We start from the raw sequence: 24,451 nt of genomic DNA, 5'->3' as shown, positions 1-24,451 counted from the left end.
AAATTATGTACAAACATTGTGATGCATCTAAAATTGGCGAAATGGTTTGAAACAGTTGGTTCTACAAAAAAGGCGCTGAGATCTCAGCGCCTAATGTTTTATAAAAGAAGAAATTAATTTTTAGCTACACTTTTCTTCGCATTAATCATATCGCTAACCACTGCGGTAGCTTCATTAATATAGATATCGGTTCTTAAGTTTTTAAGCCACGTTTTGTAGCGCTCACCTTTTTCCTTATCTACATTATTATACTTAGAATTATCTGCTTTCAAACCTTCAAACGGCAATTCATTCTCCAGTTTTGTCAGCTTCTCATTCTGCTTTACAGTAGAACGAATAGCTTGCTGTTCAGCACGATATTTCTCCAGGTTTAGGCTGTAGATCTTGTTGTTTTGCTCAGCCAGCCACTTAGCATTCTTATCAAGCAATTGAAAATTGGTATTGCTTTTTACTCTTTGCTGGCTAGCCTGTGCTACTTCAGAAAGGTTTACGGTTCCGTTCCATTTCCTGAAACTAGCCTTGCTGATCTGGTCCCAAGGCATTGCATTCTTGTTATCCTTTTCGCGGATTTTCAGGTATTCGTATTCATCAGGTAAAACCACATCAGGAATAACACCTTTCAATTGTGTAGATCCACCATCAATCCTGTAATATTTCTGAAGGGTAAGTTTCACTGCACCAAATTCAGTTCTGCCAGAGAAAAAGTCTAGAGGCTTACCAAAAGGAATGGCGCGCTGAACTGTTCCTTTACCATAAGTGGAAGAACTACCCAGCACAATACCACGACCGTAATCCTGGATAGCTGCAGCAAAAATTTCAGAGGCAGAAGCACTTTGCTCATTTACCAGCACTGTAAGTGGACCAGTATAAAGAACATTCTTTTCATTTACTGTGTAAATAGTTGGTTTGCCTTCCCTGTCTTTCACCTGCACTACAGGACCTTCAGGAATGAAAAGTCCAACCATTTGTATAACCTCGTTCAGGTAGCCACCGCCATTGAAACGCAGGTCAATGATGATACCTTCTACATTTTCAGATTTCAGCTTTATGATCTCGCGGGCTACATCTGAAGCCGAACGTGCACCATTAGGCTTTTCGTAATCCGCATAAAAATCAGGAAGATAGATATAGCCGATTTTCTGCTTACCATTTAAGATAGCACTGCGAACATATACTTCGTCCTGAACGATTTCATCTCTTATAAGTGATACTACTTTGATAGAGCCATCCTGCTTACGCAGCGTCAGACGCACCTCAGTTCCTTTTGTTCCGCGGATGATCTTTACAGCATCTTCAACAGCGAAACCAGTAAGGTCTACTGCTTCTTCACTTCCCTGTCCTACTTTCAGTACTACATCACCTACTGTTAATTCACCGCTCTTCCAGGCTGGGCTACCAGTAAGTAAGGTGGCAATTTTGATGTTGCCATCCTCTTCACGAAGTGATGCGCCAATACCAAAGAAACGACCACTCATCTGCTCATCAAAAGAACGTTTTTCTACAGGAGGAAAATAATCAGAATGCGGATCCTGGAAACTGGTGATAGCATTGATGTAAACATTAAAACGCTCTTCATCAGTGAATTTCGCTTTCAAACGATCAAAGGTTTTGTCCATTATTTTACTCACTTTATCCCTTGCTTCCTTTTCCAGGTCAGCGTCAGATTTAGCTACATAATCTTTTGTGGATTTATTCTTTTCACGTTGATCCAAAAGGTCAGTATAACGCTCAAGCGCCATGAACTTTAGTTTCTTTCTCCATTTTTCGCGGCGCTCAGCTTCATTTTTTCCATAAACTGTCTTTTCATTATCCAGCACTATTTCTTCATCCTTGCTGTAATCGAAAGGTTGTTTAAGAATGTCTTTGTATAGGGTAGAAACCTCTAACAGTCGTTTATTATAAACATCATTAACTGCGGGAACAAATTGAAGCGTGGCACCATGAATTTCATCATCAATAGTGGTCTCATACTTCCGCAGCGCCTGAATATCAGATTGCAATAAAATATTTTTATCCGGATCTAAAGATTGCAGGAAACGTTTGAAAACTTCTTTTGAAAAAGCATCATTTATAGGTTTGGGGCTATAGTGATTTTGCTCAATGATAGAACCAAGAGTAGTAAGGATCTTTTGTTGGGTAGTAAGGGATTTTCCATTTTCGCCCTGCGACTGGAAGGCCCAGAACACACCAGCGAAAATCATCACCAGTACCAAAGGCAGTACTTTCCGATTAAGCATAATTTGAAACAGTTTATTCATTAGACTCAAAAATAAAGTATTAAGAACGAGTAAAGTTGGTCATGGTGTATCTTAACAAAGGTTTTTTGGATGGATGGTATTAATTTTTAGTCGTAATTATTGTGCCGTAACATAATCATCTGCACGGCGTTAAGAATTATGAAACATATCCTATTAGCTTTTATCTGCGTATCCTTATTATCAGCAACGTTTGCACAAGACAACCCAAGGCCTACCAAGAGCCGCTTCTGGAAGAGTAAAGAATCAACCTTTGCCATAAAACCTGGCGATATTCTCGTTTACCAGGTACAAGATAACGGTGAAACGTACGATCTCCTGGTTCATGTAAAGAGCTTTGGGAACAGTATCAATTTCACTTATGATGTTCCTCAAAAAAATAACCGCTCTGCTGTAATGATAGAAGCAGCTGCCGTTAAAGACAACACTGCATACAATAACATATTCTCAACAGCGGGTAAAGGCAAGAGTACACTTTGGCTAAGTAAGAAAAACTGGCGCGACATTGCAACTGTAGGAGCAACTGCAATGGACTTTGGAAACGGCTCACAACAATTCACCCGTGTAAACAATGGCACCATTAAGATCAACTACAAAGGAAAGCCGAAAATACTTACTCTATATAATGTAACTGCCGAAGAAGGAAACAAAAGAAGCTTTGGTGTTCTTACAGAAGAAAATAATCCTTTGTTGGTTACAGCGGATGATGGGATAAATTTCAAATTGAAAGAGGTAAGATAATTTTGTTTTTCAAATAGTTTTTCCCCTATTTTTGCGACCGGATTTGAAAATGGAGGTCGTAGCTCAGTTGGTTAGAGCGTCAGTTTGTGGCACTGAAGGTCGTGGGTTCGAAACCCATCGGTCTCCCAAAAAGATAAATGCCTTGTTGCTTATGTAACAAGGTTTTTTATTGCTTTAAAATGAAAAGATGAATTGGTGGCTTCTTATTATTCCTGTTATTTCTGCATTTATAGGTTGGTTCACTAACTGGATAGCGATCAAAATGCTGTTTCACCCAAGAGTACCTAAGAAAATCTTAGGGATCACTTTCCAGGGGATATTTCCAAAGAGACAACGACAGTTTGCAGAAAAATTAGGCAAACTTGTTAGCAATGAACTCCTCTCCTTTTCTGACATTGAAAAAAAAGTAACCAACCCGGAGAACCTTAAAAAGGTGATGCCGGTAGTGGAAGCGCACCTAGATCATTTCTTAAAAGAAAAGCTGAAAGACCAGATGCCAATGATCGCCATGTTGGTAGGCGAAAAAACATTGGATATGATGAAAGCTGTTTTTATGACTGAACTGGAAGAAATGTTCCCTGTCATCATGAACCAATATATGGGCCAGTTACAATCTGATCTTGACCTTGAAAAAATTGTAGTTGAAAAAGTTAGCAGCTTCTCTTCTGATAAGTTAGAAAGTATTCTTAACCAGATAATGAGCAAAGAATTTAGGTTCATCGAGATCATTGGCGCCTTTGTAGGTTTCATAATTGGTCTTCTTCAAATCCTGATAACCACCTTGTCTCAATAGTTTTCACCTCCTCGTTACCTGCCTATCCAGTTACCGCTGCGAGTTGCCGCTTATCCTTATTTATCACTTCTGATGTAGAATCACACCAGATTTTTGCACCGAAATCAATTATGTACATGAAAAATATAATGTTACCTATTCTCCTACTTATTGCTACAGCATCGTTGGCTCAAATGCCTGGAGGCCGTGGAATGGGAATGGGTCAAAACATGAACGTTGGCCATTTGTATGGCAAGATCGTAAACAGCAAAACCAACAAAGGCATAGATGGAGCCTCCATCCAGTTGATGGGAAACCGCTTTGACTCTGCAACACGCAAAATGGTACCTGCCACTATTCGTGCTATGGTAACTGCTTCTAACGGTGATTTTAGCATGGATAACCTGCCTGTAATGGGAAACTTTACCCTGAAGGTTTCCGCCATAGGTTTTAAAGCATCAGAACAAAAAGTATCGTTTGGCCTGCGTCCTCCTGGTCAGGGTGGACAAGGCGGTGGTGGTATGGAAGCCATGATGAGCATGGTAGATAAAGACCTTGGTAACATTAAACTGGAAGAAGACGCTGCAAATCTTGGTAATGTAACCGTTACATCTACTTCACGTTTATTTGAAATGGGTGTAGACAGGAAAGTTTTTAATGTAGATAAGAACCTGACAAGTGTAGGCCAGACTGCTACCGAAGTGATGAGAAACATTCCATCCATCAGTGTAGATATAGATGGTAACGTAACACTAAGAAATGCAGCACCTCAGCTTTTTGTTGATGGTCGTCCTACCACACTTACACTTGATCAAATTCCGGCTGACATTATAGATAAAGTAGAATTGATCACAAATCCTTCTGCAAAGTTTGATGCATCTGGTGGTAACGCCGGTATCCTTAATATCGTTCTTAAAAAGAACAGGAAGGTTGGCTACAACGGTGGAGTAAGAACTGGTATTGACAGCCGCGGAATGGTGAACCTGGGTGCAGACCTGAACCTGCGTCAAAACAAGGTAAACTTCTTCCTGAATGGTATGCTAAACCAACGTAAGTCACTTTCGTGGACAGATAACGACAGAACAAACCTTAATAATCCTGTGCGAATTCTTCAGGACGGGCAGGGAATAAATAAAGGAGCTTTTGGCTTTATCAGGGGAGGTTTTGATTACTTCATTGATAACAGGAACACTTTATCTTTCTCTGGTAACTACAACCGTGGATCATTTGACAATACCAGCGACCAAAGAATTGACTCTATTGTAAATTCAATATTCAAATCGTACAACCAGGTAGATCTAGTGAGCAACTTCAACATGAGAAACTATGGTTCGCAAATAAGCTTTAAACACCTGTTTGCAAAACCTGGACATGAGTGGACCGCCGACGCGAACTACAATAGCAACAACAACAGCAATACAAGCCTGATCGATACAAGAACCTTCAGAGCTAATGAAACTACAAGACAGGTTTTGCAACAATCGATTGGTGGTGGTAAAACCAACAACTACGTTTTCCAGACTGACTATGTAAACCCAATTGGTGACAACAAGAAAATGGAGTTTGGTGGCCGCGTAGCTATCAGGGATTTCGAAAACGATCTTAACCAATCATTCTTCAACTTCAATACAGGTAAATACGAGATATCTCCAAATATCACCAACAGGTATAAGTTTACAGATAAAGTGTATGCTGCATACGGCAACTATAGCTTTAAAGTAAACAAGTGGAGCTATCAACTAGGCTTACGTGTAGAAAGTTCTGATTATGATGGAACGTTAAAGCTGAAGTCTGTTTCTGGGCTTGACAGCAACCTGAACTTCAAAGTAAAGTTCCCGGTATCGCTTTTCCCAAGTGCATTCATCACTTACAGGTTATCTGATAAGGAAGACCTACAGGCAAACTATTCAAGAAGGATCAACCGCCCTAACTTCTTCCAGTTGATGCCTTTCATAAACTTCTCTGACCCGCAGAATATATCTGTTGGTAATGCAGGATTGAAACCTGAATTCACCAATTCATTGGAACTATCGTATAACAACTCGTACAAGCGTGGAGCTAACTTCCTGGCAAACGCATTCTTCAAACACAATACGAACCTGATCACGCGTTTCCAGTATGTAGGTGTAAATCCTGATACTGCAGGCTATTACAGCACAAGCGACAGCCTTCCTTACAATACTTTCGTAAATGCTAATACCGGCTTTACTTATGGTATTGAATTGACTAATCGCGTACCTGTGACCACGTGGTGGGATAACACCATCAACTTCAACTTGTTTAACAGCAAGATCAATCTTTCTGACGCGCAGCAAGGAAACCTCACCAACCAAAGAACCAGCTGGTTTGTGAAATTGAACAACAACTTTAAACTTCCTAAGAACTACTCGATCCAGTTCTCAGGTGATTACTATGCAAGAACTGTTTTACCACAAGAAGGTGGACGTGGTGGCGGTCGTGGTGGCGGTATGTTTGGCTCACCAAATATTGGTACAGCACAAGGTTATATCAACCCTCGCTACAGCTTTGATATTGCTATTCGCAAAGACTGGACTTGGAAAGGCGGAAACAGTGCATCGCTTACTTTGAGCATGAACGATATCTTCAGAACTCAGATCTATAGTACGTATTCTGTGTCTCCTATTCTTGTTCAGACCACTGAGCAAAGAAGGGACCCGCAAGTAGCGCGTTTAAACTTCAGCTACCGCTTTGGTAAGTTTGATGTGAACCTGCTAAGAAGAAAGAATACACGTGCAGATCAGGGTGGTGGTGATATGATGATGCAATAAGATCATTGTCTTATATAAAGTAGAGGCTGCCTAAAAAGGCAGCCTCTTTTTTTTATGGGAGAATTCGGACGGACAGTTTAATTAGTTATAGAAACATAATCTTCTTTTACCCATTGGTTGGGGCCAATTCTCAACCAACCATTTTTACTTTCGTATATAGTCACTACATGATTATGTGGAATTGTTTTAACCAGGTTATTTTGTTCAACAACAGGCGTTTTTCTAACATTTAAAGCCTTGGCTATCACTTTACCACTATGAACTGTGATAGCGCTCATTCCCGTAGTCTTTGCATAAACATCATTCTTAAATTGTATCCATAGCGCAGGGTCCTCCACCATCATCTTAGGGCACACCTTGTGGGTTATATCAAAATGCCTAAACACCTTCTCAACCGTTAGGTTATACTTCAGCAACAAGTGTGCTGTAAGGTCTACGGTGTTCTGGTATGTCTTCGACCAATTACAGTCTACATTCACACACATTTCTATTCCTATTAAAAAATCATTGGCAGACTTACCTTGTCTTATTTCGTTAGCCAATTCAGTATAAGGTAATCCTGGTCCTGAACCGCAGTGGTAGGCTACTTCTTTGTCGGGTACACAATGAATGATTTTACTATCATCAACAAAATAATGAGCGGAAACTTTTAAAGGTGAGCCATTCTTAGAAGTAAGATCCCTGCCAATGTATTTGCGGTGTGCATCTGCATTTGCTCCTTTGCCGTAGTTGGCTGTGTAATGAATAACGATCCCTTTTAACTGGGTAAGATTCTTAAAAGGCCGGTTGCGGTTGGTAATAAAATTTTGAGTGATAGCTATCATATGGAATGTTTTATATCACTAATTTAATATATAAGAAGGGCAGTTGCAAGTACCGGAACAGCATATTTCAAATTCTTCTTTTGCTGTAATATTAACCTTCAGCCCCGCCGGCGTATAATCTTCTAAAACTCGTACGTATGCATTCATTACAAAAACAAGGGCATCTAATCATCTTCCTGCTTTTCAAGGCTATTTTTTCAATTGCTGGAAATCTACACGCAGAAGACAATCTAAATGGAAGTTGAGAATATAAAGAAGGAGGCAACCATCATGTATTGCTTTTTGTGGATGGCTATTTTACGCATACAGCTTATAGTTCTGATCCCAAAAATTTCAACTACGCCAAAGGAGGTCCCTATACTGTAACCACTAACCAACTGGCTATAGCGGTAGAATTTGATACGCAGAAAAAAGAGAACATTGGAGACACGCTGAAGTTCCTGGTGACAGTGAAAGATGATAAGCTAACCCTGGATATTGATCAACAACAAATGGTTTTTGAAAAGATAGATAAAGGTGAAGAACACCTGGCTGGGCTATGACATATTACTGCTCGTAAACAGGGAGATTCGCTGCAAACTATTCACCAAACAGGCCCAAGAAAAACCATCAAGATCTTAAGCGGTACAAGGTTTCAGTGGGCAGCAATCAATCCAGCTACCAAGGAATTCTTCGGCACAGGCGGCGGCACATACACTTTTAAAGATGGAAAGTATACAGAGCACATCAATTTCTTTTCAAGAAACAATAGCCGCGTAGGCTCCTCTCTTCAATTTGATGGTCACCTGCTAGGCAGCGACTGGCACCACAGTGGTTTGAGCTCACGAGGTGAACCAATATTTGAAGTGTGGAGCCGGAACAAGAAGTAAGCTAGTTATATTTCTTCCGCTACCAGCTGGCTAGGTTTATTGGAAGTAACAGGCAATTTATTCGGAATAGAAACTTCGAACTTGGTTCCGTCACCTTGTTTTGACTTAACAGAAATTTCGCCGCCTATTCGGTTCAAAGCTTCTTTCACTATATACAGACCAATCCCTAATCCATTAACAGTGAAATTGCTTCTAAAGAACATCTTGAAGATATTGTTGACATGATCTTCTAAAATACCAACACCATTATCTTCTATACTGATAACCGCCTTTTCGTCGGTTACATCTACCACCAGTTTTACAATTGGATTTAGCTCATCCGGCTTCTGGTATTTAACCGCATTCGAAATAAGGTTATTCAGTATCACTGACATCCTAAATACATCTACATAAAACTGTCGTGGCTGGTTTACTTCTACTTTGAAAGTTATAGCCGGGTTTTGCATCCTGCACAGTTCAATGCTTTCGTTGATGAGCATTTTAAAATCTACCGGCTGGTTTACTTCCTCTACCCTAATGCTTTTATAGTACTCGATCACTTTCAGGATGAAGAAATCCATTTTCTGGATACAGCTTTCTATCATCTGCATGTAGCCATTAGGATCTATCACCGACTTTTCCATTTTGGCCAAATTCAAAACACCCATAACAGAAGCCAGCGGCGAACGCAGATCATGTGATGTGCTATAAACAAAACGATTTAGCTCATCGTTCGTTCTTTCCAGTTCTTGTACTTTCTCTTTGAGTTGAAGACGTGTATGATAAACTTCAAAAGCGTTGTTGATGGCTGTTTCCAGTTCCAGTTCATCCCATGGCTTTTTGATGTAACGAAAGATTTGTCCTTTATTAATTGCATCAACAATGGCTTCTACATCTGTATAACCTGTAAGCAACATCCTTACAGGTTCAGGATGTGAAACACGCACAATATCAAAAAATTCAACACCAGTAGACTGAGGCATCCGTTGATCAGCAATAACTACATGAACCATTTCGGAGTTGAGTACAGAAATACCTTCAGCAGCAGAATGAGCAGTGAAAATTTCAAACTTTCTTCTAAACGAGGCTTTGAATGCAAGAAGATTATTGGGCTCATCATCTACATAAAGTACCCGGATTTTATTTGCTGGTTGGATTGTACTCATTGTACTGGATTTAAATACTTGGTTTTTCAGGAATGATCCTATGTAATTGGATAATGAATTCTGCCCCTTCTCCTTCTGCACTCATTACATCTATCTTGCCTGAATGCTCCTGGATGATCTTAAAAACTATTGCTAAACCTAAGCCAGTTCCTTCGCCTACATCCTTTGTAGTAAAAAATGGCTCAAATATCTTCTGCTTTACCTCGGCTGACATGCCCGGGCCGCTATCTTTTATTCTTATTTCTATTGCGTCTTCACCTACATCAGTGGTAGATATATTGATGAACTCCGGTTGCTTATTAGCTTTACCCTTTATAGCCTGTATCGCATTGCTGATGATGTTCATGAATACCTGGTTCAACTTACCAGGGAAGCATTCAATATTGCCATCGGCTTTAAAATCCATAGTAATTTTTACATGATCAGGGCTGCTGTTGCGCAACAATACAAGGGTAGACTCAATTCCTTCGTGAATGTTTACTGTCTTTATCTGGCTTTCATCTAACCTGCTAAAAGTTCTCAACCCACGCACTATTTCGGCTGTACGTTCTGCTCCGTCTTTTATACCATTGAGCAGGCTATCAATTTCCGATTTTAAAAAATCAATGTCAAGTTCCTGCTTCAGTTTAATTATGTTTTTCAGCTGCGAAGCAATCTTTTCATCTTCCAGCGTATGCAGTTTTTCATACGCATCTATCACTTCTACCATATCAGCAAAATCGAGCTGCAGTGGCTTGATGTTCGATTTCACGAAGTTGATAGGGTTATTTATCTCATGGGCTATACCTGCAGTAAGTTGACCAAGCGAAGCCATTTTCTCTGCTTCCACCAATTGTATCTGCGCATCTTTCAGTTCTTTAAATGCTTCAGAAAGTTGCTCGTTCGTTTCCTGCAATTCCTCTGTCCTTTCTGCCACTTTTCTTTCAAGGATCATGTTTTGCTCCCGTACCAGCTTTACATTTTCCCTTGAAGCATTTAGTGCTTCAGCCTGTGAGGCTTCTTTTTCTCTACGCAGCGTGTTGATCCTGTCAGCAAGTGCAATGGAAAGAAGCGCAACTTCTATGGCAGAGCCCATATAGAAAACGTAGGCAGTAAACGTGTTGTAAGGCATCACGTTCAGGTTGCGCAAAATGAGAACGATGAAAGAAAGTAACAATGCCAACCAGGCAATAAGATAGAAGTACGCTGAACGAAAACCTTGACGTGCTATATAAATTGAAGCAGACAACAATGCTATAGCAACCAACAAGCTGTTGTAGTTGAGTATCATGTAGCTCAAAGTAGTACCGCCAAGCAAGCATGAAATCATGCCGATGATGTAAATGCCGATAAGCGCCAGGAGTATGTTGTGCAGTCTTGGAGAGTAATGTTTTGTTCGCAAAAAGAACATGGAGAATACGATGCCTGCAATCGCTGACAAAGAAGATGTCCAGATAACCGAGTACTTATTGAATTCTGTAAAAGCAGGCCAGAAATACATGTAACCATAACCGCTCATTGCTAACTGGGCAAGTGCCACTAAGAAAATATAAAGCGTGTAGTAGAAGTAGTTCTTGTCCCTGGTTACCATAAACAAGAACAGGTTGTAAACGAACATTATGAGCAGTATGCCCATATAGGAACTAACGATGAATGCCAGCAGCGTGTTTGATTTATGAACAGAGACATCACTGCCTACAAAGGCCGGCAGAATAACAGGATGATTGCTATACACGTGAAGGATAAACTCCTTTTGCGCGCCTGGCGGCAGTTGCAGATCTAATACATAATTAGGTGTAGCTGCTACTTTTTCCTGTATGGGTAAAGTATTACCATCCTGTGCAAGTAGCGCAAAATTCCCCTGTTGCTGGTGGTAAAGCTTTAGCTGCGATAAGTTGGTGTAAGGTATCTCGAGGTAAAGGGTTCTCCGGGGGGTATTATTTTTGACCGTAAACCGCAGCCATACACTTTTAGTGTTCAATCCATAGTTCGGAATCTCGCCAACAAATGGGGTAAATTCTGCAGATGATAAAACCGATTCAAGAGTAGATACTTTGTCTTTAGGATCGATGTATTGCTGCAGGTAAGGTGCTATAGAAACTGCATTATCGCTGGAAGTGACTTTGACAATTGAAGGATTGGCAAACGAGGCATAATTCAACAAGCAAAAGCATATCACCCACATCCATCCGCTAAAGATGAAGCGGGGCCAATGCCTGCTACCTGATAAAAACCTCATTCTCACAATTGTATTACCAGATAAACGGAATAATTCTCTTGGTAGTATGTTGGTACTGTAGATATACCTGTCCAAAGTGCGCAGTCAGCTTTGTTTCTTCAATTCTTATCCGCACATAATAGGCTATGGTCATACAGGCAAATGCTATAGCAAAGCCTATCCAACTATGTAAAACAACAGCACTTCCAACTATAGAAAGAAAAGCACCGGTATAACTCGGATGACGTACAATGCTATAAGGACCAGCAGTAACCAGTTGATGATCATTTTTAATCTGAACCGTAGCAGTGAAAAATTCGCCCAATGTTTTTACAGCCCACGCCCTGAAGAGCATTCCGCTAAGCATCATCACAATTCCTAATGAAGTAACCCATGTAAAGGAAGATTGATCTTGCATAAAATAAGCCCAATCTATCACAGGCGCCATCACACTTATTACAGACATGATCAATATCAGCAGCACCGAAAACTTGTCGCTATCCTTCTTCTCACTGGTTTCTTCTGCTGTTACTGCAGGCATGGTTAGCCACATAGCAACGCTGATAACAATAAGCACAAGGATCTTATAATGCAACATCAGTGAAGGAACAGCCAGTAGCGGCAGCACTATCATAAGCACATTGCTCACAATAGCCAGTGTTACTTTTTTCATAGAATATGTTATTTAAATGGATTGGGTTTCCTTTACTTCCTGCTTCATCTTAAACTCTGTTGGATTGGCTGAAGCAATACGCAAAGCATAATGAACATTGATCATCTGGTTCTTAAAAGGTGATCGCTCCTGCTCTACGCACTCCGGGTCCTTTCTCAGTGCAAATATCTTTTCTCGCTCCCTGGCATGCGCTGTTGGTAAACGTACGGTGTCAAGATTATACAAAGCTGTTGCTAACAGGTCGATCTTCGGGTAGTAAAATGTTCCTTCGTTACCTATTTCTTTGATCACGGTACCTCCTATCCAATCTTTAAATCGAACAGTGGCCGGCGAACAAAGGGTGAAGATGACATCAATACCTATCTGGTCGCATATGGCCACTGCCACCCTAGAAGGAAATAAACTTCCTATACCAAAACCGGCTACTTCCTTTGAGTTCCAAAGACCGGATAATTCGGCCGCACCAAATTGTGAATAATGCTTTACCAGGTCGTGGATACGCGGATCCATTTTACCAGTAGCCTCTTCTATAGGAAGCGGATGAATACCATCAGCTGCCTGCACACGTGCACCGCCATAGAGTTTTTCGCCATCAAGGCTTTCTACTACTATGCAAAAAATGCTTGGATTGTACATCCAGTCATCGGTGTTGGTGGTAATATTTTCTATACCATAGATAGAAAGTACATGGCGGTGTCCTGCAATAAATTTCAGGCATGTCTCGGGATCATCAACAGCTCTAAAAGCTCGTATACGTATTTCTGTAATCATGGGGGGTGCTGCAAATTTTAGCTAAAAATCCCAATATTGAACACCAGCAATAGAATAGATATTTTAAACATCTGTTATGCTAGAATCGTCATAGACTTTTAAACCCTAATTTCGTTTGCTCTTTAAGCAAAATTTCATCTTAAATCCATCCTCATAAATTATGAATACCGACAAAATAAGCGTTCTATACATCGATGACGAAGACCATAACCTGGTATCGTTCAAAGCATCGTTTAGAAGAATATTTAATGTTTATACTGCTGACTCTGCGGAACAAGGACAAAAAGTATTGGAACAGGAAAACATACAGGTAATACTGAGTGACCAGCGAATGCCTAGAATGACCGGTATTGAATTTTTCGAGTCAATAAAAGATAGTCATCCAGATCCGATACGAATTTTAATTACAGGTTATACTGATATTAATGCGGTTATTGATGCCATCAATCGTGGGCAGGTTTATAAATATTTAACAAAACCATGGAACGAGGAAGATGTAAAGAACTTTGTAGAGAAAGCTTACGAGGTATATCGACTGAGGAAAGATAATATCGAGCTTACTAACAAACTCTTAGATGCAAATAAGAAGCTGGAGTTCCTGGCAAGGCAGAACCTGTTATCGTAACCTTGGGTCAGTGTCTTTTTGTCACAGGTAACATGTTTAGCGAAATCAACAGGTGGTTAACAAGTCAATACTGCATATTCCTACGAATGGCTGTAAATTTGTTCCTCTTTAAACAGATCCGGTAGCCAACCGGTCAGAAAATTCAAAACAATTAAATTTATACAACATGGCTTTAGAATTTACCGATGCCAATTTTCAATCTACTGTTCTGGATAGCGATAAGCTTACAGTTATAGATTTTTGGGCTGAATGGTGTGGTCCTTGCCGCGCTATAGGTCCGGTAGTAGAAGAATTGGCTAAGGAATACGATGGTAAGGTGAACATAGGAAAAGTGAACGTGGACCAAAACCCGACACTGAGCGTGAACTATGGTATCACTTCTATTCCTGCCATCCTGTTCATCAAAGGTGGACAAGTAGTAGACAAGCAAATTGGTGCAGTACCAAAATCTGTACTGGATAAAAAGATACAGTCGCACTTATAAGCTAAGTGCATCGCATAAAAAAAGCAGGCATAACGCCTGCTTTTTTTGTTTATATACATTTCAAACTAGTTAGAGATCCGGCTTCTCCAGGTGATGTAGCTTTATCGTCTTCACCTTGAAAGTAAAATGCTTTTGGCTGAGATAACTAAATGTAACCACTATCACTGTTGTCAAGATTTTCGCTAGTACAGGTAATAACTGCATTTGCTCAACAAAGAATTTAATGAAGATATAGTTGAGCCCTATACATGCAAGCACCAGTACAAAATACCGTACAAGCTGTATGCGCCCACGAAGATTACTTTCAGTAAAAACAAGGTAACGACTAAAATAAAATCCTACAGGGAATGAAACACAAAATGCAGCCAGGAATGCGGCAATATGCGGTTTCAAAGCTATGGGGCCTAGATGAACTACAGGCTCGGTAAACCAAAAGTTGATAGAGATAACATACAGGGTAATATCAAGCACTGTATTGAAACTTCCGCATGCGGCATACCGGAACGTTTGCAGCGGCATGATGCTGCGAAACGGCGGATAAAAAAAGTCTATAACATTCAATAGCAATCCTCGCATAGGATTAGGGGTAACTGATAAGGCCTGCGAAGATAAGGTTGTAAATTGTACTTTTGAGCCCCAAATCGTTAAAGAATGAGTGTTGTAGCACAGATAAAAGAAGCCGCCGTACAAGCTATAAATCAATTATATGGCCTATCCATCTCGCAGGATGCCATTACTGTAAATGAAACCAAACCAGAATTTGAAGGTGACTATACGTTGGTATTGTTCTCGTTTATAAAGCAGTTAAAGAAAGCCCCGGAAGCACTGGGAAATGAACTGGGAAGTCACCTGGTACAAAACAATAGCTCGTTCTTTACCAATTTCAATGTCATCAAAGGTTTTCTCAACCTTTCTATTTCAACCGATGTCTGGACCAACTTTTTACAAGCCGAATATGCAAATGCCAATTTTGGTCACGCTGCGCCTTCGGGTAAAAAAGTGATGGTTGAATATTCATCGCCCAACACCAACAAGCCTTTGCACCTGGGTCACCTGCGCAACAACTTTTTAGGCTGGAGTGCAGCTGAAATACTGAAGGCAAATGGTAATGAAGTATTCAAAGCTTGTATTGTAAATGACAGGGGCATCCATATCTGCAAAAGCATGATTGCATGGCAAAAACATGCTAATGGCGCTACTCCTGAATCTACCGGTAAAAAAGGCGATCACCTGGTTGGTGATTACTATGTGATGTTTGAACAAGACCTTAAAGCAGAGGCAGAAGTTGTGATGGACAATCTTCTTAGCCGCCAGTTAAAAGGATTTGAAGAAGAAGAAGTAAAGAAAATTACTGGCCTTTTACAGGCAATGGAAAAATACACCGCAGAAGGCAATAAAGAGAAACATGCTGAAGTAAAAGCGGAATTAAAAGAGTTTGCACGCAACCATACACCCATAATGAAAGAAGCAAAACAAATGCTGCTGAAGTGGGAACAAGGAGATGAAGAAGTGCTTAATCTTTGGAAGCAAATGAACAGTTGGGTGTACAAAGGCTTTGATGAAACCTATCAAAGAATTGGCACCGACTTCCATAAGATATACTATGAAAGCAATACGTACTTGTTGGGCAAGGACATTGTAGAAGAAGGTTTACAAAAAGGTGTGCTCTTCAGAAAAGAAGATGGAAGCGTGTGGATAGACCTGACAGCTGATGGCCTTGATGAGAAGCTTGTATTGAGAAAGGATGGAACATCAGTATATATAACGCAGGATATTGGACTAGCTAAGCAGAAGTATGAAGAGTTTGGAATTGATGAAAGCATCTATGTTATAGCAGATGAACAGAACTACCACATGAAGGTGCTGAAGCTCATCATGCAGAAGTTGGGTGCGCCATATGCCAATGGTATACAACACCTAAGCTATGGCATGGTAGAACTGCCACATGGTAAAATGAAAAGCCGTGAGGGCACTGTGGTAGATGCAGATGACATGGTAGATGAGATGGAGAAAATAGCTGAACAGAAGACCAAAGAACTCGGCAAAGTAGAAGACTTTACTGCAGAAGAATTGAAGCACCTGTACCACATTATTGGCCTCGGTGCACTCAAGTTCTTTTTACTACGTGTAGATCCAAAGAAGCGCATCATATTCAATCCTGAAGAAAGCATAGAATTCCATGGATTTACTGGTCCGTTCATTCAGTACACGCATGCACGTATCAAGAGCATGCTTCGCAAGCAGCAACCTACAGGAGCAAGATTGACTGGTGAACTTTTACCTTTAGAAAAATCCTTGGTTGTTCTTTTGGAGCAGTTCCCTTCTGTAGTAAGAGAAGCAGCACAGGAGCACGATCCTTCCAAGCTGGCCATTTATGCATTCAACATGGCACAGAGCTACAATTCATTTTATACAAAACATTCTGTTCTGAATGCTGAGAGCGAGGAGAAAAAAGAACTGCGTTTACAACTATCACAATTCACTTCCCAAGTAATCAATACTGCTATGCGTTTGCTCGGTATAGAAGTACCTGAAAGGATGTGAATAATATTTCTTTTTTCAAAACAGCCGGCAGCAATGTCGGCTGTTTTTATTTGCACCTGCTGCTGCTCCATGAGGACAATCAACTTTTTCACTGATGGTTGTCGTTTTTACAGGCAATACAAGAAAATAGTTTTGCCTGTTGATAGCAAACCTATAGTTATGAAAGAGAAAGCATTTGCACAGGCTATACATGAAAAGTTTAAAGACGTAAATAAAGGCGCTTGCAAGCTGCTAAAGGACTTTGATACTGGCGCCATCCACGACTTTAGAATTGAAGTAAAGAAATTGCGTGCATTTCTTGGGCTGATAGGATATCATTACCAAAGCGTCATCACTCCTACCCTTACAAAGAAGATCAAAAACTTTTATGGCTATGTAGGTATTATCCGGAACCTGCAGCTACAGCAGCAACTGGTAATTGATTATTGCACCATGAATTCCAATTCTGTTCCAGAAGAATATTTAGCCAAGCTAAAACGTGAAGAGATATACTGGAAGAAACAAGCGCTTGATTGTATGAGCAATGACACCAACTTCAACGAGGATGAAGAGATGATGGTTGGTAACCTGCCTTACCAGGCGAATGAACAAGCGATTAAAAGATATGTTGCTGATAAGCTTTACGAACTTGAAACACTACTTGCTGCCACTTACAAAGAGATTAAGATACACCAGGTAAGAAAACTGTTGAAGAACCTGCTATTCAACTGGCACTTCTTCCCGGTTAATGCACTGCCAGCAGCGCTTGATAAGAAAGAAATCATTTACGTTGTGCAAACCTTGGCTTGTTTTAGAGACAAGTGTATTGCTATCAATCATCTCCAGGAAGAGATTCAATATCAATCAACCGTAGCAAGAGAATTAGAAATTTTAGAAGCAATTGCCACACAGCTTCAGGTAGAAAAAGAGCAGGTACGTTTACAGGTTATTGAGATGCTACACAAGCTGAAGACAAAGATGCAAGCCCCAGGTAGATCAATGAAAAGAGAGTGTGCATTGTAACCCTACATGGACATGTAGCTAACCTTACTTTATCAACTTACCTTCTTTAAAATAAAACTTGCGGATCATTTTATCTGCAACCTGCGGCAGAAACCGCGTCATGAATAAAGTACGTTTAGCCAGCGAAGTAAGTATAAGCGACCTGTGCCTTTTCCTTATAGAAAACAGGATCTTGTCAGCACATTCTTCCGGTGTCATCATCTCTGCTTCGTTCATAGGCGTTTTGCCTTGTGGCTTTGCATCCTGGTTCAGTGCCGCATTTCTTATGTTACTCGACACAAAACCTGGGTAAACCCACATTACATTTACACCCTCATTCATTACCTCTGTACGCAGTGCCTCCAAAAATCCATTTACAGCAAATTTACTGGCACTATAACCCGTTCTGCCAGGCAATCCCCTGAATGCAGCTACAGACAAAATGCCTGTAATGGTTCCTTTAGTTTTGATGATTTCTGGTAATGCATAGCGGGTACAATAAACAGTGCCCCAAAAATTCACATCCATTAGTTGGCGCAGCGTCTCCAGTTCTAATTCCTGGAACATAGCCCGCATTGATATACCGGCATTGTTGATCAGCACATCAATACGACCATATGTTTTGGCTACGGTATCAATAAACTTCTTGCAATCTGCTTCTTTGCCTATATCAGCCGACATAGTAAAAAGCGGCCTTCCTGTTTGCTGCAATTGCAATTGGTACAACTTATCGTGGTTGCGACCACATGTTGCTACAGTGGCACCTTGCTCTAAAAGTTTTTCTACAAGAGCTTTACCTATACCATCGGAACCACCTGTTACTACTACTACTTTGTTACTGAAGTAAGACATCTATTTTATGTTGGCTGCAAAAGTAACAGAGTTGTGGCACAATAGTTTTGACCAATAATTTTGAGCAGAAGAAAAAAACTTTCAGAAAAAATTTGGCGCGAATATCTTCTGCCTGTATTTTTGCACTCCCAATTCAAACAACGCCTAACGGTAGCGCTTGAAAAAAGGAAGAACTCGTAGCTCAGTTGGTAGAGCAATACACTTTTAATGTATGGGCCCTGGGTTCGAGTCCCAGCGGGTTCACAAGATAAGCCTCACAGAAATGTGGGGCTTTTTTGTTTTACTCCATTCCCTCTCATTTTCTATTTTTTTTCACCAGCTACATTTCAACCATCAACATTTGTTGCGACGCTCCTTTCATCATTAGTAAGTATGGCGGCTTGCAAAATTTTTGCAAAGCTCATCATACGCTATGTGCTCTACTGTTCCTATGACGCTATATGTTCCAATAGAACCATTTAACACATAGGGTCATAGTTGTATAGGGAACATAGTTTATGGTATACAAGTTCCTGGTTGCTTTCAATCCTTGAAGAATATAAAACCGCATTGGACCAGAACCATCATCAATTAATAATTAACAAGTCCACCTATAGTGTGCATTTATGTAAATCATGAATACAGCCTGTTCATTCCTAACTTTTATTTTACCTCTTCTACCTGCATTCAAACAATCAAATGCATGATGTGGATACAACACTACCACCTGGAATTTTATCAACAAATACATATTATCCTTGATGAGTTGTAAATTTTATGGTCGCTTTGCAGTTGATACCTGCGTATAGCAGTATCACATATCCTGATCAGTGGTGTAAACCAATCAAGTACTAATCCTGGTATAGAACATTTGGTTTTATAAGCACCCGTACTACAACAACCGAAGAGTAACAGCACATATGCCCATAGTAACATTGACCTCCGATATTGGCTTAGAAGACTACCTGGTAGCGGCGGTTAAAGGTCAACTATACTCGGTGCTGGAGCAGGTGAACATAGTAGACATCTCTCACCAATTATCATCCTTCAATTACCCGCAGGCAGCATACTTCTGCTGCAGTGCATTTAAGTATTTTCCAAAGAATACTTTTCACATGGTGCTGGTAAACATGTTTGATGAAAAGCCAAAACAGATGCTGCTCGCTTACCACAACCAGCAATACATTGCCTGTGCCGATAATGGTTTACTAACAATGATATTGGATGGCACACCAGAGTATGTAGTAGGCTTGCCGTTGCCTGCAGGCGAACCTCCCACTACACTTACGTGTACTGCTACCATTATAGCTGCTTACCAGCAATTGCTGCAGGGTAAATCCCTGGATGCTATTGGCGATCCTGGTGTTGCTATTGTAGAGAAACTGCGGTTGAAGTATGTTACCAGTCCAACCACCATGGAAGGGCAGATACTCTACATCGACAATTTTGAAAATGTGATTGTGAACATTACCCGCAGTGACTTTGAAAAAGAGCGTAACGGCAGAAACTTCAAAATTGTATTTAAACGCGATGAAGTGATTGATAGCATAAGTGAATCTTATGCATGCGTTCCACAAGGCGAGAAGGTGGCATATTTCAACTCTGCCGGTTATTTGGAGATAGCCATCAACAAAGGGAATGCAGCGGGCTTATTCGGCTTACAAGGCTTTTCTGAGGCTATGCAAAAGCAAAGCATGTCGCTACAGAACAAATGGTTTTACCAAACCGTAAAAATCTTTTTTGAATAATGCTGGTGCGTGTAGTAAAAATGACTTTCAGGGACGATGCAATAGAAGAGTTCAAAACGTTCTTTGAAGGCCGTAAAAAACAGATAAGGAACTTTGAAGGATGCATGCACCTTGAGCTCTGGCAAGACCGTTTACACCCCGCTATCTTCTTCACGTACAGTCATTGGGTATCTGCTGATGCCCTGGATGCTTACAGGCATTCATCCTTCTTCGCCGATACGTGGCAACAAACCAAACAACTGTTTGCAGGCAAGCCCGAAGCATGGTCTATCAACCAGGTGGTGGTTTTACCATAACCTTTATCTTTAGCACCTAAGTACTGGTTGATGAAATACATCCTTAAACCGCTGCAGTGGATCTACTGTATATACGCCTTGCTCCTGTTCATCATCACTATGATCGTTGCACTTCCGTTTGTTATTGTAGGATCTTTTTTTGGCAAGGTAAAAGGCGGCAATTTCATCTATCAGGTTTGTAAAGTATGGGGACTCACCTGGTACTTCTTTGTTGGAATAAGACATAAGAATATTTACGAGGTACCGCACAACACAGAAGGCACTTACATCTTTGTCGCCAACCATAGTTCGTATATGGATATACCGCCTATAGTAATTGCAATGGATCAGCCGGTGCGGGTACTGGGTAAATATGAAATGGTGAAGTATCCGTTGTTTGGTTCAATTTACAAACGCGCAGTAATACTGGTAGAAAGAAAGAATGCAGAACGTCGGGCAAAAAGTGTAAGGCTATTGAAAACAGCCTTGCGCAAACACATCTCAATATTCATTTTTCCTGAAGGTACTTTTAACGAGACCGAACAACCACTGAAAGAATTTTTTGATGGGGCCTTTCGCATAGCAATAGAAACGCAAACACCCATCAAGCCTGTACTGTTCGTTGATGCGCTGGATCGCTTGCACTATAGCAGCATCTTTATGCTTACCCCCGGGCAGTGTCGTGTTGTTTTCCTGGAAGAGATACCTGTTGCAGGGCTGCACATGAAAGACGTAGCAGCATTGAAACAACTTGTACATAGAAAAATGGAGGAAGGCTTACGAAGGTATAGAAGCTACCCAGCTGCTACTGCAGCAAATGAAAGCAGCAATGATGCTTAATGATCACTCATCACTTGTACCATGCATAGATCATCAAACAACTGGTAATGCAGCGTGAGAGGCACCTGCATAGCAGTTCCAATAAAACATGCATCTATTGTTCCCTTGTTCGCTAGAATGAAAGGAAATACGCGCAGCATCTCGCTGAAGTCTACATCGCCATAAGAGTACCATTTGAACATAGCCTCTTTTGCACTCCATAACAAGGAAAGCAACTGTAACTGCTGAGAAGGCAATTGAGCATTTACAAAACGCAATTCATCAGGATGAAGAAACTTATGCTTGATCTTTTCAACTCTTGCGGTTACCAGTTCAACATCTACTCCTACTCTACTTTCAGTACTTACAATAGCGGCTGCATAACTACTACAATGCGAAATAGAGAAATGATATTGTTCGTTTGGAAGATAAGGCTTGCGTGTATCTGCGATCAGTATCTCATGATAAGGAAAACCAGGAAATAAATGAGCCAACATATAGCGGCCCGCAAGATGCTGTAACCTCTTTTGCGGGTGTGTAATGGCAGCTTGCAATGGAACAGCTTCGAGAAAAAATTCTTCTGGCTCTTCTATTCTCCAAATGCCCAACCGGGTGTGCTCGTTGATATTTTGTTGATAAAACAGCGGCAACTGTAGATTACTGGTTTTAGATTGCAGAATTACGATTTATTTGCAGAAGGAGGAGAAGGAGGTTGGAGTTTCAAGTTTAAGGTTTGATGTTTAAGGTTTGATGTTTAAGGTTTGATGTTTAAGGTTTGATGTTTAAGGTTTAATGTTCAATGTTTAGGGTTCCTGGTTTCTTGTTCCTGTTTGTCGGTGTCGGCAGTGGTAAGTTCATTAAGTTGTTGTTCTTATAAATCTAACAGCTTGCTGAGCCATACCACAAACACCAGCAGCAATTCACCATTGCCTATTGACAATTCACCATTGACTATTAACCATTCACTACTGCCTAATAACTGATCTCTGATCACTGAATTCTGCCCCCGCCGCCAAGCGATCTGCAGATGAACGGAGCGTCGCAACCACTGCATCAACAAAGTGATAAAGCTGGTTTAATAATACAGATATGATACTTACAGACAGTCGCATTTTAGAAGAGATGGAAAAGGGAACAATTAAGATTGAACCTTATACCAGGGAAGCATTAGGCAGCAATAGTTATGATGTGCACCTGGGCAAGTGGCTGGCTACATATAAAGAACATATACTGGATGCAAAGAAGCATAACCAGGTAGAACATTTTGAAATACCTGAAGAAGGTTTTGTATTATACCCGCATATTTTTTACCTCGGCGTTACGATGGAGTATACTGAAACGCATGCCCATGTTCCTTTCCTGGAAGGAAAATCGAGCACGGGCAGGCTGGGCATAGATATTCACGCTACAGCTGGCAAAGGCGACGTTGGTTTTTGTGGCAACTGGACACTCGAGATTTCTGTAAAACAACCGGTGAAAGTATATAAAGGCATGCCTATTGGGCAGCTGATCTACTTCCCGGTGGATGGCGAAATAGAAGTGAAATATAACCAGAAGAAAAATGCAAAGTACAGTGGCCAGCCCGACAAGCCGGTAGAAAGCATGATGTGGAAGAATACATTTTAAACTAAATAATAATAGCCTGCTTTGGCTGTACTACTACTTTCCGTTGCTTTTGCAGAGAAGGGTCTATAAGATAACCTACCGCTTTTAGATGCCGCTTTACCTGCTTCAACTCATGTTCGAAGGATTCCATCATCCACTTTTCGTGCGGTATGTTTGACGCTGCTTCATGCGCTGCCTGGAAGGCTTCCATATTACCTAAACCATAGTAAGCTTCAGCCTTATTTACCTGTATCCAGAACTTTTGTTCAAGGTCATTCTTTGTTTGCTCCTGCGACAGCGCATCATACTCTTGTTCATCATGCTGGTGTTTCTGTTCACGCTTCACCACTTCTTTCCAATCGTGGTTACACTTTTCAATAACCATCTTCCACATACGCCTGGCTGCTACCAAGTCAGCTATCTTTTCTTCTATAGTGCTGCTGATAGCAGAATTGGCCTGGCACAGGTACATGTACGCCAGGCTTATACCATTGTACCTGCTGTATAGCAGGTAAAAGCTTCGCTGAAAATATAGCAATGCCGCAGCCAGGTGATCATCACCTTCCTGCTTTTCGTACAATTTCTTTTCTATAGACCCGGCTAAAGAAAGTGTTTCCGGATCGTTGGTATGCCGCAGGTCGAGTTTGTTAAGGTATGTCATAGCTTCTGTTAGCGCCAGTAAATGATTTCCTTCTTTTGATTCGGTACCGTGTAAGCGCAACGGTTCTTTGCTTTTATAGATGGAAAAAGCGAGGCGCTGTAATATGTATGGGTTAATGTTGTTAGCAGGATCATCATCATTTTCCAACATGTCGAGCACAGATCCAAAAAGAAGTTTAGCTGTTTTGTATTTGCGTTTTTTGATTGCTTCTTCGGCCTGTTCTGTGGTCATAGACATGGTCTTACTTTGCTCGCTCTTCTTCTTTCTAGCTGGTTGATTTTTCTCGATGGCATTATTAATTTCAACAGCCACTTGTGCTGCACGTTCCTGCAATGCAGGCGGAACAAGACCATTGAGATAAGTGTACACCGGGCTATCCACCTTTGGCTGTTGCATCACTACATCAAGTGTTTTTCCCAGTACACCATGAAAGCGCATTACCTCATCGTAGTCTATAACATCGCATAGATGATCGTAAGAAGTTATCCGCACATGGTTAAGATCGAACGGGTATGGAAGCTTGCTTTCAGAAATAACGATAGTAGTATGAGGACGCAGTGCATGACGTATACCTAGTTCATAAAAAGCATTTGGATTAGCAGTGGATAGATCGGCTATAACAATGTCCGCTTCCATCAATTCCTTATACATCATTACATCAATGATGCCTGTGTGCAGAATTTCATCTGCGCGAATACAGCTAAGACCTTTGGCCGTAACCACGGGTTTGATCAACGCATTATAAGACTTGTTGAGATCTAACTTCCTGCCTGTAGCAAGATCGGTTTTGATTCCAAATCCCATTATCACAAAACATTTACCTGTACTCATAGATTATTGTT

At 40.8% G+C, this 24,451-nt stretch carries 21 protein-coding genes, 2 tRNA genes and 1 pseudogene; 14 read left to right on the top strand and 10 right to left on the bottom strand.

From position 1 onward, the window contains the following. Window positions 1–113 precede the first annotated feature (113 nt). Window positions 114–2,237: a carboxy terminal-processing peptidase gene (locus J4N22_RS08025; protein WP_207493409.1), complete on the bottom strand. Its 2,124-nt coding sequence runs from the start codon at window positions 2,235–2,237 to the stop codon at window positions 114–116. A gap of 159 nt (window positions 2,238–2,396) precedes the next feature. Here J4N22_RS08025 and J4N22_RS08020 point away from each other — a divergent pair, with 159 nt between their 5' ends. The 4 genes from J4N22_RS08020 to J4N22_RS08005 all read left to right on the top strand — a co-directional run bounded on the left by J4N22_RS08020 (window position 2,397) and on the right by J4N22_RS08005 (window position 6,557). After that, complete coding sequence (locus J4N22_RS08020; protein WP_207493408.1) at window positions 2,397–2,996, top strand: hypothetical protein; 600 nt, start codon at window positions 2,397–2,399, stop codon at window positions 2,994–2,996. Between the two features lie 52 nt (window positions 2,997–3,048). Continuing rightward, window positions 3,049–3,122: transfer RNA gene (locus tag J4N22_RS08015), tRNA-His, on the top strand. A gap of 61 nt (window positions 3,123–3,183) precedes the next feature. Then, complete coding sequence (locus J4N22_RS08010) at window positions 3,184–3,789, top strand: DUF445 domain-containing protein (protein ID WP_207493407.1); 606 nt, start codon at window positions 3,184–3,186, stop codon at window positions 3,787–3,789. A gap of 116 nt (window positions 3,790–3,905) precedes the next feature. Next, window positions 3,906–6,557 carry a TonB-dependent receptor gene (locus J4N22_RS08005; RefSeq protein WP_207493406.1) on the top strand — a complete coding sequence of 884 codons (2,652 nt, stop codon included), beginning with the start codon at window positions 3,906–3,908 and terminating at the stop codon, window positions 6,555–6,557. A gap of 77 nt (window positions 6,558–6,634) precedes the next feature. On the opposite strand, the gene J4N22_RS08000 is transcribed toward J4N22_RS08005, so the two are convergent. Continuing rightward, window positions 6,635–7,381 carry an N-acetylmuramoyl-L-alanine amidase gene (locus J4N22_RS08000; protein WP_207493405.1) on the bottom strand — a complete coding sequence of 249 codons (747 nt, stop codon included), beginning with the start codon at window positions 7,379–7,381 and terminating at the stop codon, window positions 6,635–6,637. A 275-nt stretch (window positions 7,382–7,656) separates the two neighbouring features. On the opposite strand from J4N22_RS08000, the gene J4N22_RS07995 reads away from it, so the two are divergent. Beyond that, window positions 7,657–7,923, top strand: coding sequence for a hypothetical protein (locus J4N22_RS07995; RefSeq protein ID WP_207493404.1), 267 nt, complete (start codon window positions 7,657–7,659; stop codon window positions 7,921–7,923). A gap of 332 nt (window positions 7,924–8,255) precedes the next feature. Here the strand turns inward: J4N22_RS07995 and J4N22_RS07990 are convergent, their stop codons facing one another. From J4N22_RS07990 to J4N22_RS07975, 4 genes are read right to left on the bottom strand one after another with little or no spacing between them, the layout of a single operon-like run. After that, window positions 8,256–9,395, bottom strand: coding sequence for a hybrid sensor histidine kinase/response regulator (locus tag J4N22_RS07990; protein ID WP_207493403.1), 1,140 nt, complete (start codon window positions 9,393–9,395; stop codon window positions 8,256–8,258). Between the two features lie 10 nt (window positions 9,396–9,405). Then, window positions 9,406–11,613, bottom strand: coding sequence for a 7TM diverse intracellular signaling domain-containing protein (locus J4N22_RS07985; protein WP_207493402.1), 2,208 nt, complete (start codon window positions 11,611–11,613; stop codon window positions 9,406–9,408). Between the two features lie 13 nt (window positions 11,614–11,626). Beyond that, a complete protein-coding gene (locus J4N22_RS07980; RefSeq protein ID WP_207493401.1) occupies window positions 11,627–12,265 on the bottom strand; it encodes a methyltransferase family protein in 639 nt (212 codons plus the stop codon). Window positions 12,266–12,277: 12 nt separating this feature from the next. Beyond that, window positions 12,278–13,036: a hypothetical protein gene (locus tag J4N22_RS07975; protein ID WP_207493400.1), complete on the bottom strand. Its 759-nt coding sequence runs from the start codon at window positions 13,034–13,036 to the stop codon at window positions 12,278–12,280. A 160-nt stretch (window positions 13,037–13,196) separates the two neighbouring features. On the opposite strand from J4N22_RS07975, the gene J4N22_RS07970 reads away from it, so the two are divergent. Both J4N22_RS07970 and trxA read left to right on the top strand, forming a co-directional pair. Then, entirely contained in the window at window positions 13,197–13,661 is a 465-nt protein-coding gene (locus J4N22_RS07970) for a response regulator (protein ID WP_207493399.1), read from the top strand. A gap of 142 nt (window positions 13,662–13,803) precedes the next feature. Beyond that, window positions 13,804–14,145 (top strand): annotated as a pseudogene (gene trxA / locus J4N22_RS07965) (thioredoxin); the annotation flags it as partial. Between the two features lie 69 nt (window positions 14,146–14,214). Here trxA and J4N22_RS07960 read toward each other — a convergent pair. Beyond that, on the bottom strand, window positions 14,215–14,721 hold the full coding sequence (locus J4N22_RS07960) for a GtrA family protein (protein ID WP_207493397.1): 507 nt from the start codon (window positions 14,719–14,721) through the stop codon (window positions 14,215–14,217). A gap of 75 nt (window positions 14,722–14,796) precedes the next feature. Here J4N22_RS07960 and argS point away from each other — a divergent pair, with 75 nt between their 5' ends. After that, window positions 14,797–16,689, top strand: a complete 1,893-nt coding sequence (gene argS, locus J4N22_RS07955) for an arginine--tRNA ligase (RefSeq protein ID WP_207493396.1) — start codon at window positions 14,797–14,799, stop codon at window positions 16,687–16,689. Window positions 16,690–16,848: 159 nt separating this feature from the next. Continuing rightward, complete coding sequence (locus tag J4N22_RS07950) at window positions 16,849–17,691, top strand: CHAD domain-containing protein (RefSeq protein WP_207493395.1); 843 nt, start codon at window positions 16,849–16,851, stop codon at window positions 17,689–17,691. A 24-nt stretch (window positions 17,692–17,715) separates the two neighbouring features. Here J4N22_RS07950 and J4N22_RS07945 read toward each other — a convergent pair whose 3' ends face one another. Next, the gene (locus J4N22_RS07945; RefSeq protein WP_207493394.1) at window positions 17,716–18,522 is read right to left on the bottom strand and encodes an SDR family oxidoreductase; all 807 of its coding nucleotides are present in this window, start codon (window positions 18,520–18,522) and stop codon (window positions 17,716–17,718) included. A gap of 170 nt (window positions 18,523–18,692) precedes the next feature. Between J4N22_RS07945 and J4N22_RS07940 the strand changes: the two genes are divergently transcribed. The 4 genes from J4N22_RS07940 to J4N22_RS07925 all read left to right on the top strand — a co-directional run bounded on the left by J4N22_RS07940 (window position 18,693) and on the right by J4N22_RS07925 (window position 21,364). Continuing rightward, a tRNA-Lys gene (locus J4N22_RS07940) sits at window positions 18,693–18,765 on the top strand. Window positions 18,766–19,421: 656 nt separating this feature from the next. Next, window positions 19,422–20,249 carry an SAM hydrolase/SAM-dependent halogenase family protein gene (locus tag J4N22_RS07935; RefSeq protein WP_207493393.1) on the top strand — a complete coding sequence of 276 codons (828 nt, stop codon included), beginning with the start codon at window positions 19,422–19,424 and terminating at the stop codon, window positions 20,247–20,249. Then, window positions 20,249–20,545: a putative quinol monooxygenase gene (locus J4N22_RS07930; RefSeq protein WP_207493392.1), complete on the top strand. Its 297-nt coding sequence runs from the start codon at window positions 20,249–20,251 to the stop codon at window positions 20,543–20,545. The genes J4N22_RS07935 and J4N22_RS07930 overlap by 1 nt, the downstream gene beginning before the upstream one ends. A gap of 30 nt (window positions 20,546–20,575) precedes the next feature. Continuing rightward, complete coding sequence (locus tag J4N22_RS07925) at window positions 20,576–21,364, top strand: lysophospholipid acyltransferase family protein (protein ID WP_207493391.1); 789 nt, start codon at window positions 20,576–20,578, stop codon at window positions 21,362–21,364. Here J4N22_RS07925 and J4N22_RS07920 read toward each other — a convergent pair. Continuing rightward, window positions 21,361–21,993 (bottom strand): 4'-phosphopantetheinyl transferase family protein, encoded by a 633-nt coding sequence (locus J4N22_RS07920; RefSeq protein ID WP_207493390.1) that lies wholly within the window; start codon window positions 21,991–21,993, stop codon window positions 21,361–21,363. The genes J4N22_RS07925 and J4N22_RS07920 overlap by 4 nt on opposite strands. A 439-nt stretch (window positions 21,994–22,432) precedes the next feature. Between J4N22_RS07920 and dcd the strand changes: the two genes are divergently transcribed. Then, window positions 22,433–22,969 carry a dCTP deaminase gene (gene dcd / locus J4N22_RS07915; protein ID WP_207493389.1) on the top strand — a complete coding sequence of 179 codons (537 nt, stop codon included), beginning with the start codon at window positions 22,433–22,435 and terminating at the stop codon, window positions 22,967–22,969. Window position 22,970: 1 nt separating this feature from the next. On the opposite strand, the gene J4N22_RS07910 is transcribed toward dcd, so the two are convergent. Continuing rightward, complete coding sequence (locus tag J4N22_RS07910) at window positions 22,971–24,440, bottom strand: tetratricopeptide repeat-containing protein (RefSeq protein WP_207493388.1); 1,470 nt, start codon at window positions 24,438–24,440, stop codon at window positions 22,971–22,973. Window positions 24,441–24,451 lie beyond the last annotated feature (11 nt).

Origin of the sequence: Aridibaculum aurantiacum (assembly GCF_017355875.1) — a bacterium.
GTDB classification, from domain to species: Bacteria; Bacteroidota; Bacteroidia; order Chitinophagales; family Chitinophagaceae; genus Segetibacter; species Segetibacter aurantiacus.
The sequence above is the reverse complement of the archived record's forward strand: the minus strand, read 5'-3'. Positions and strand labels throughout refer to the sequence as shown.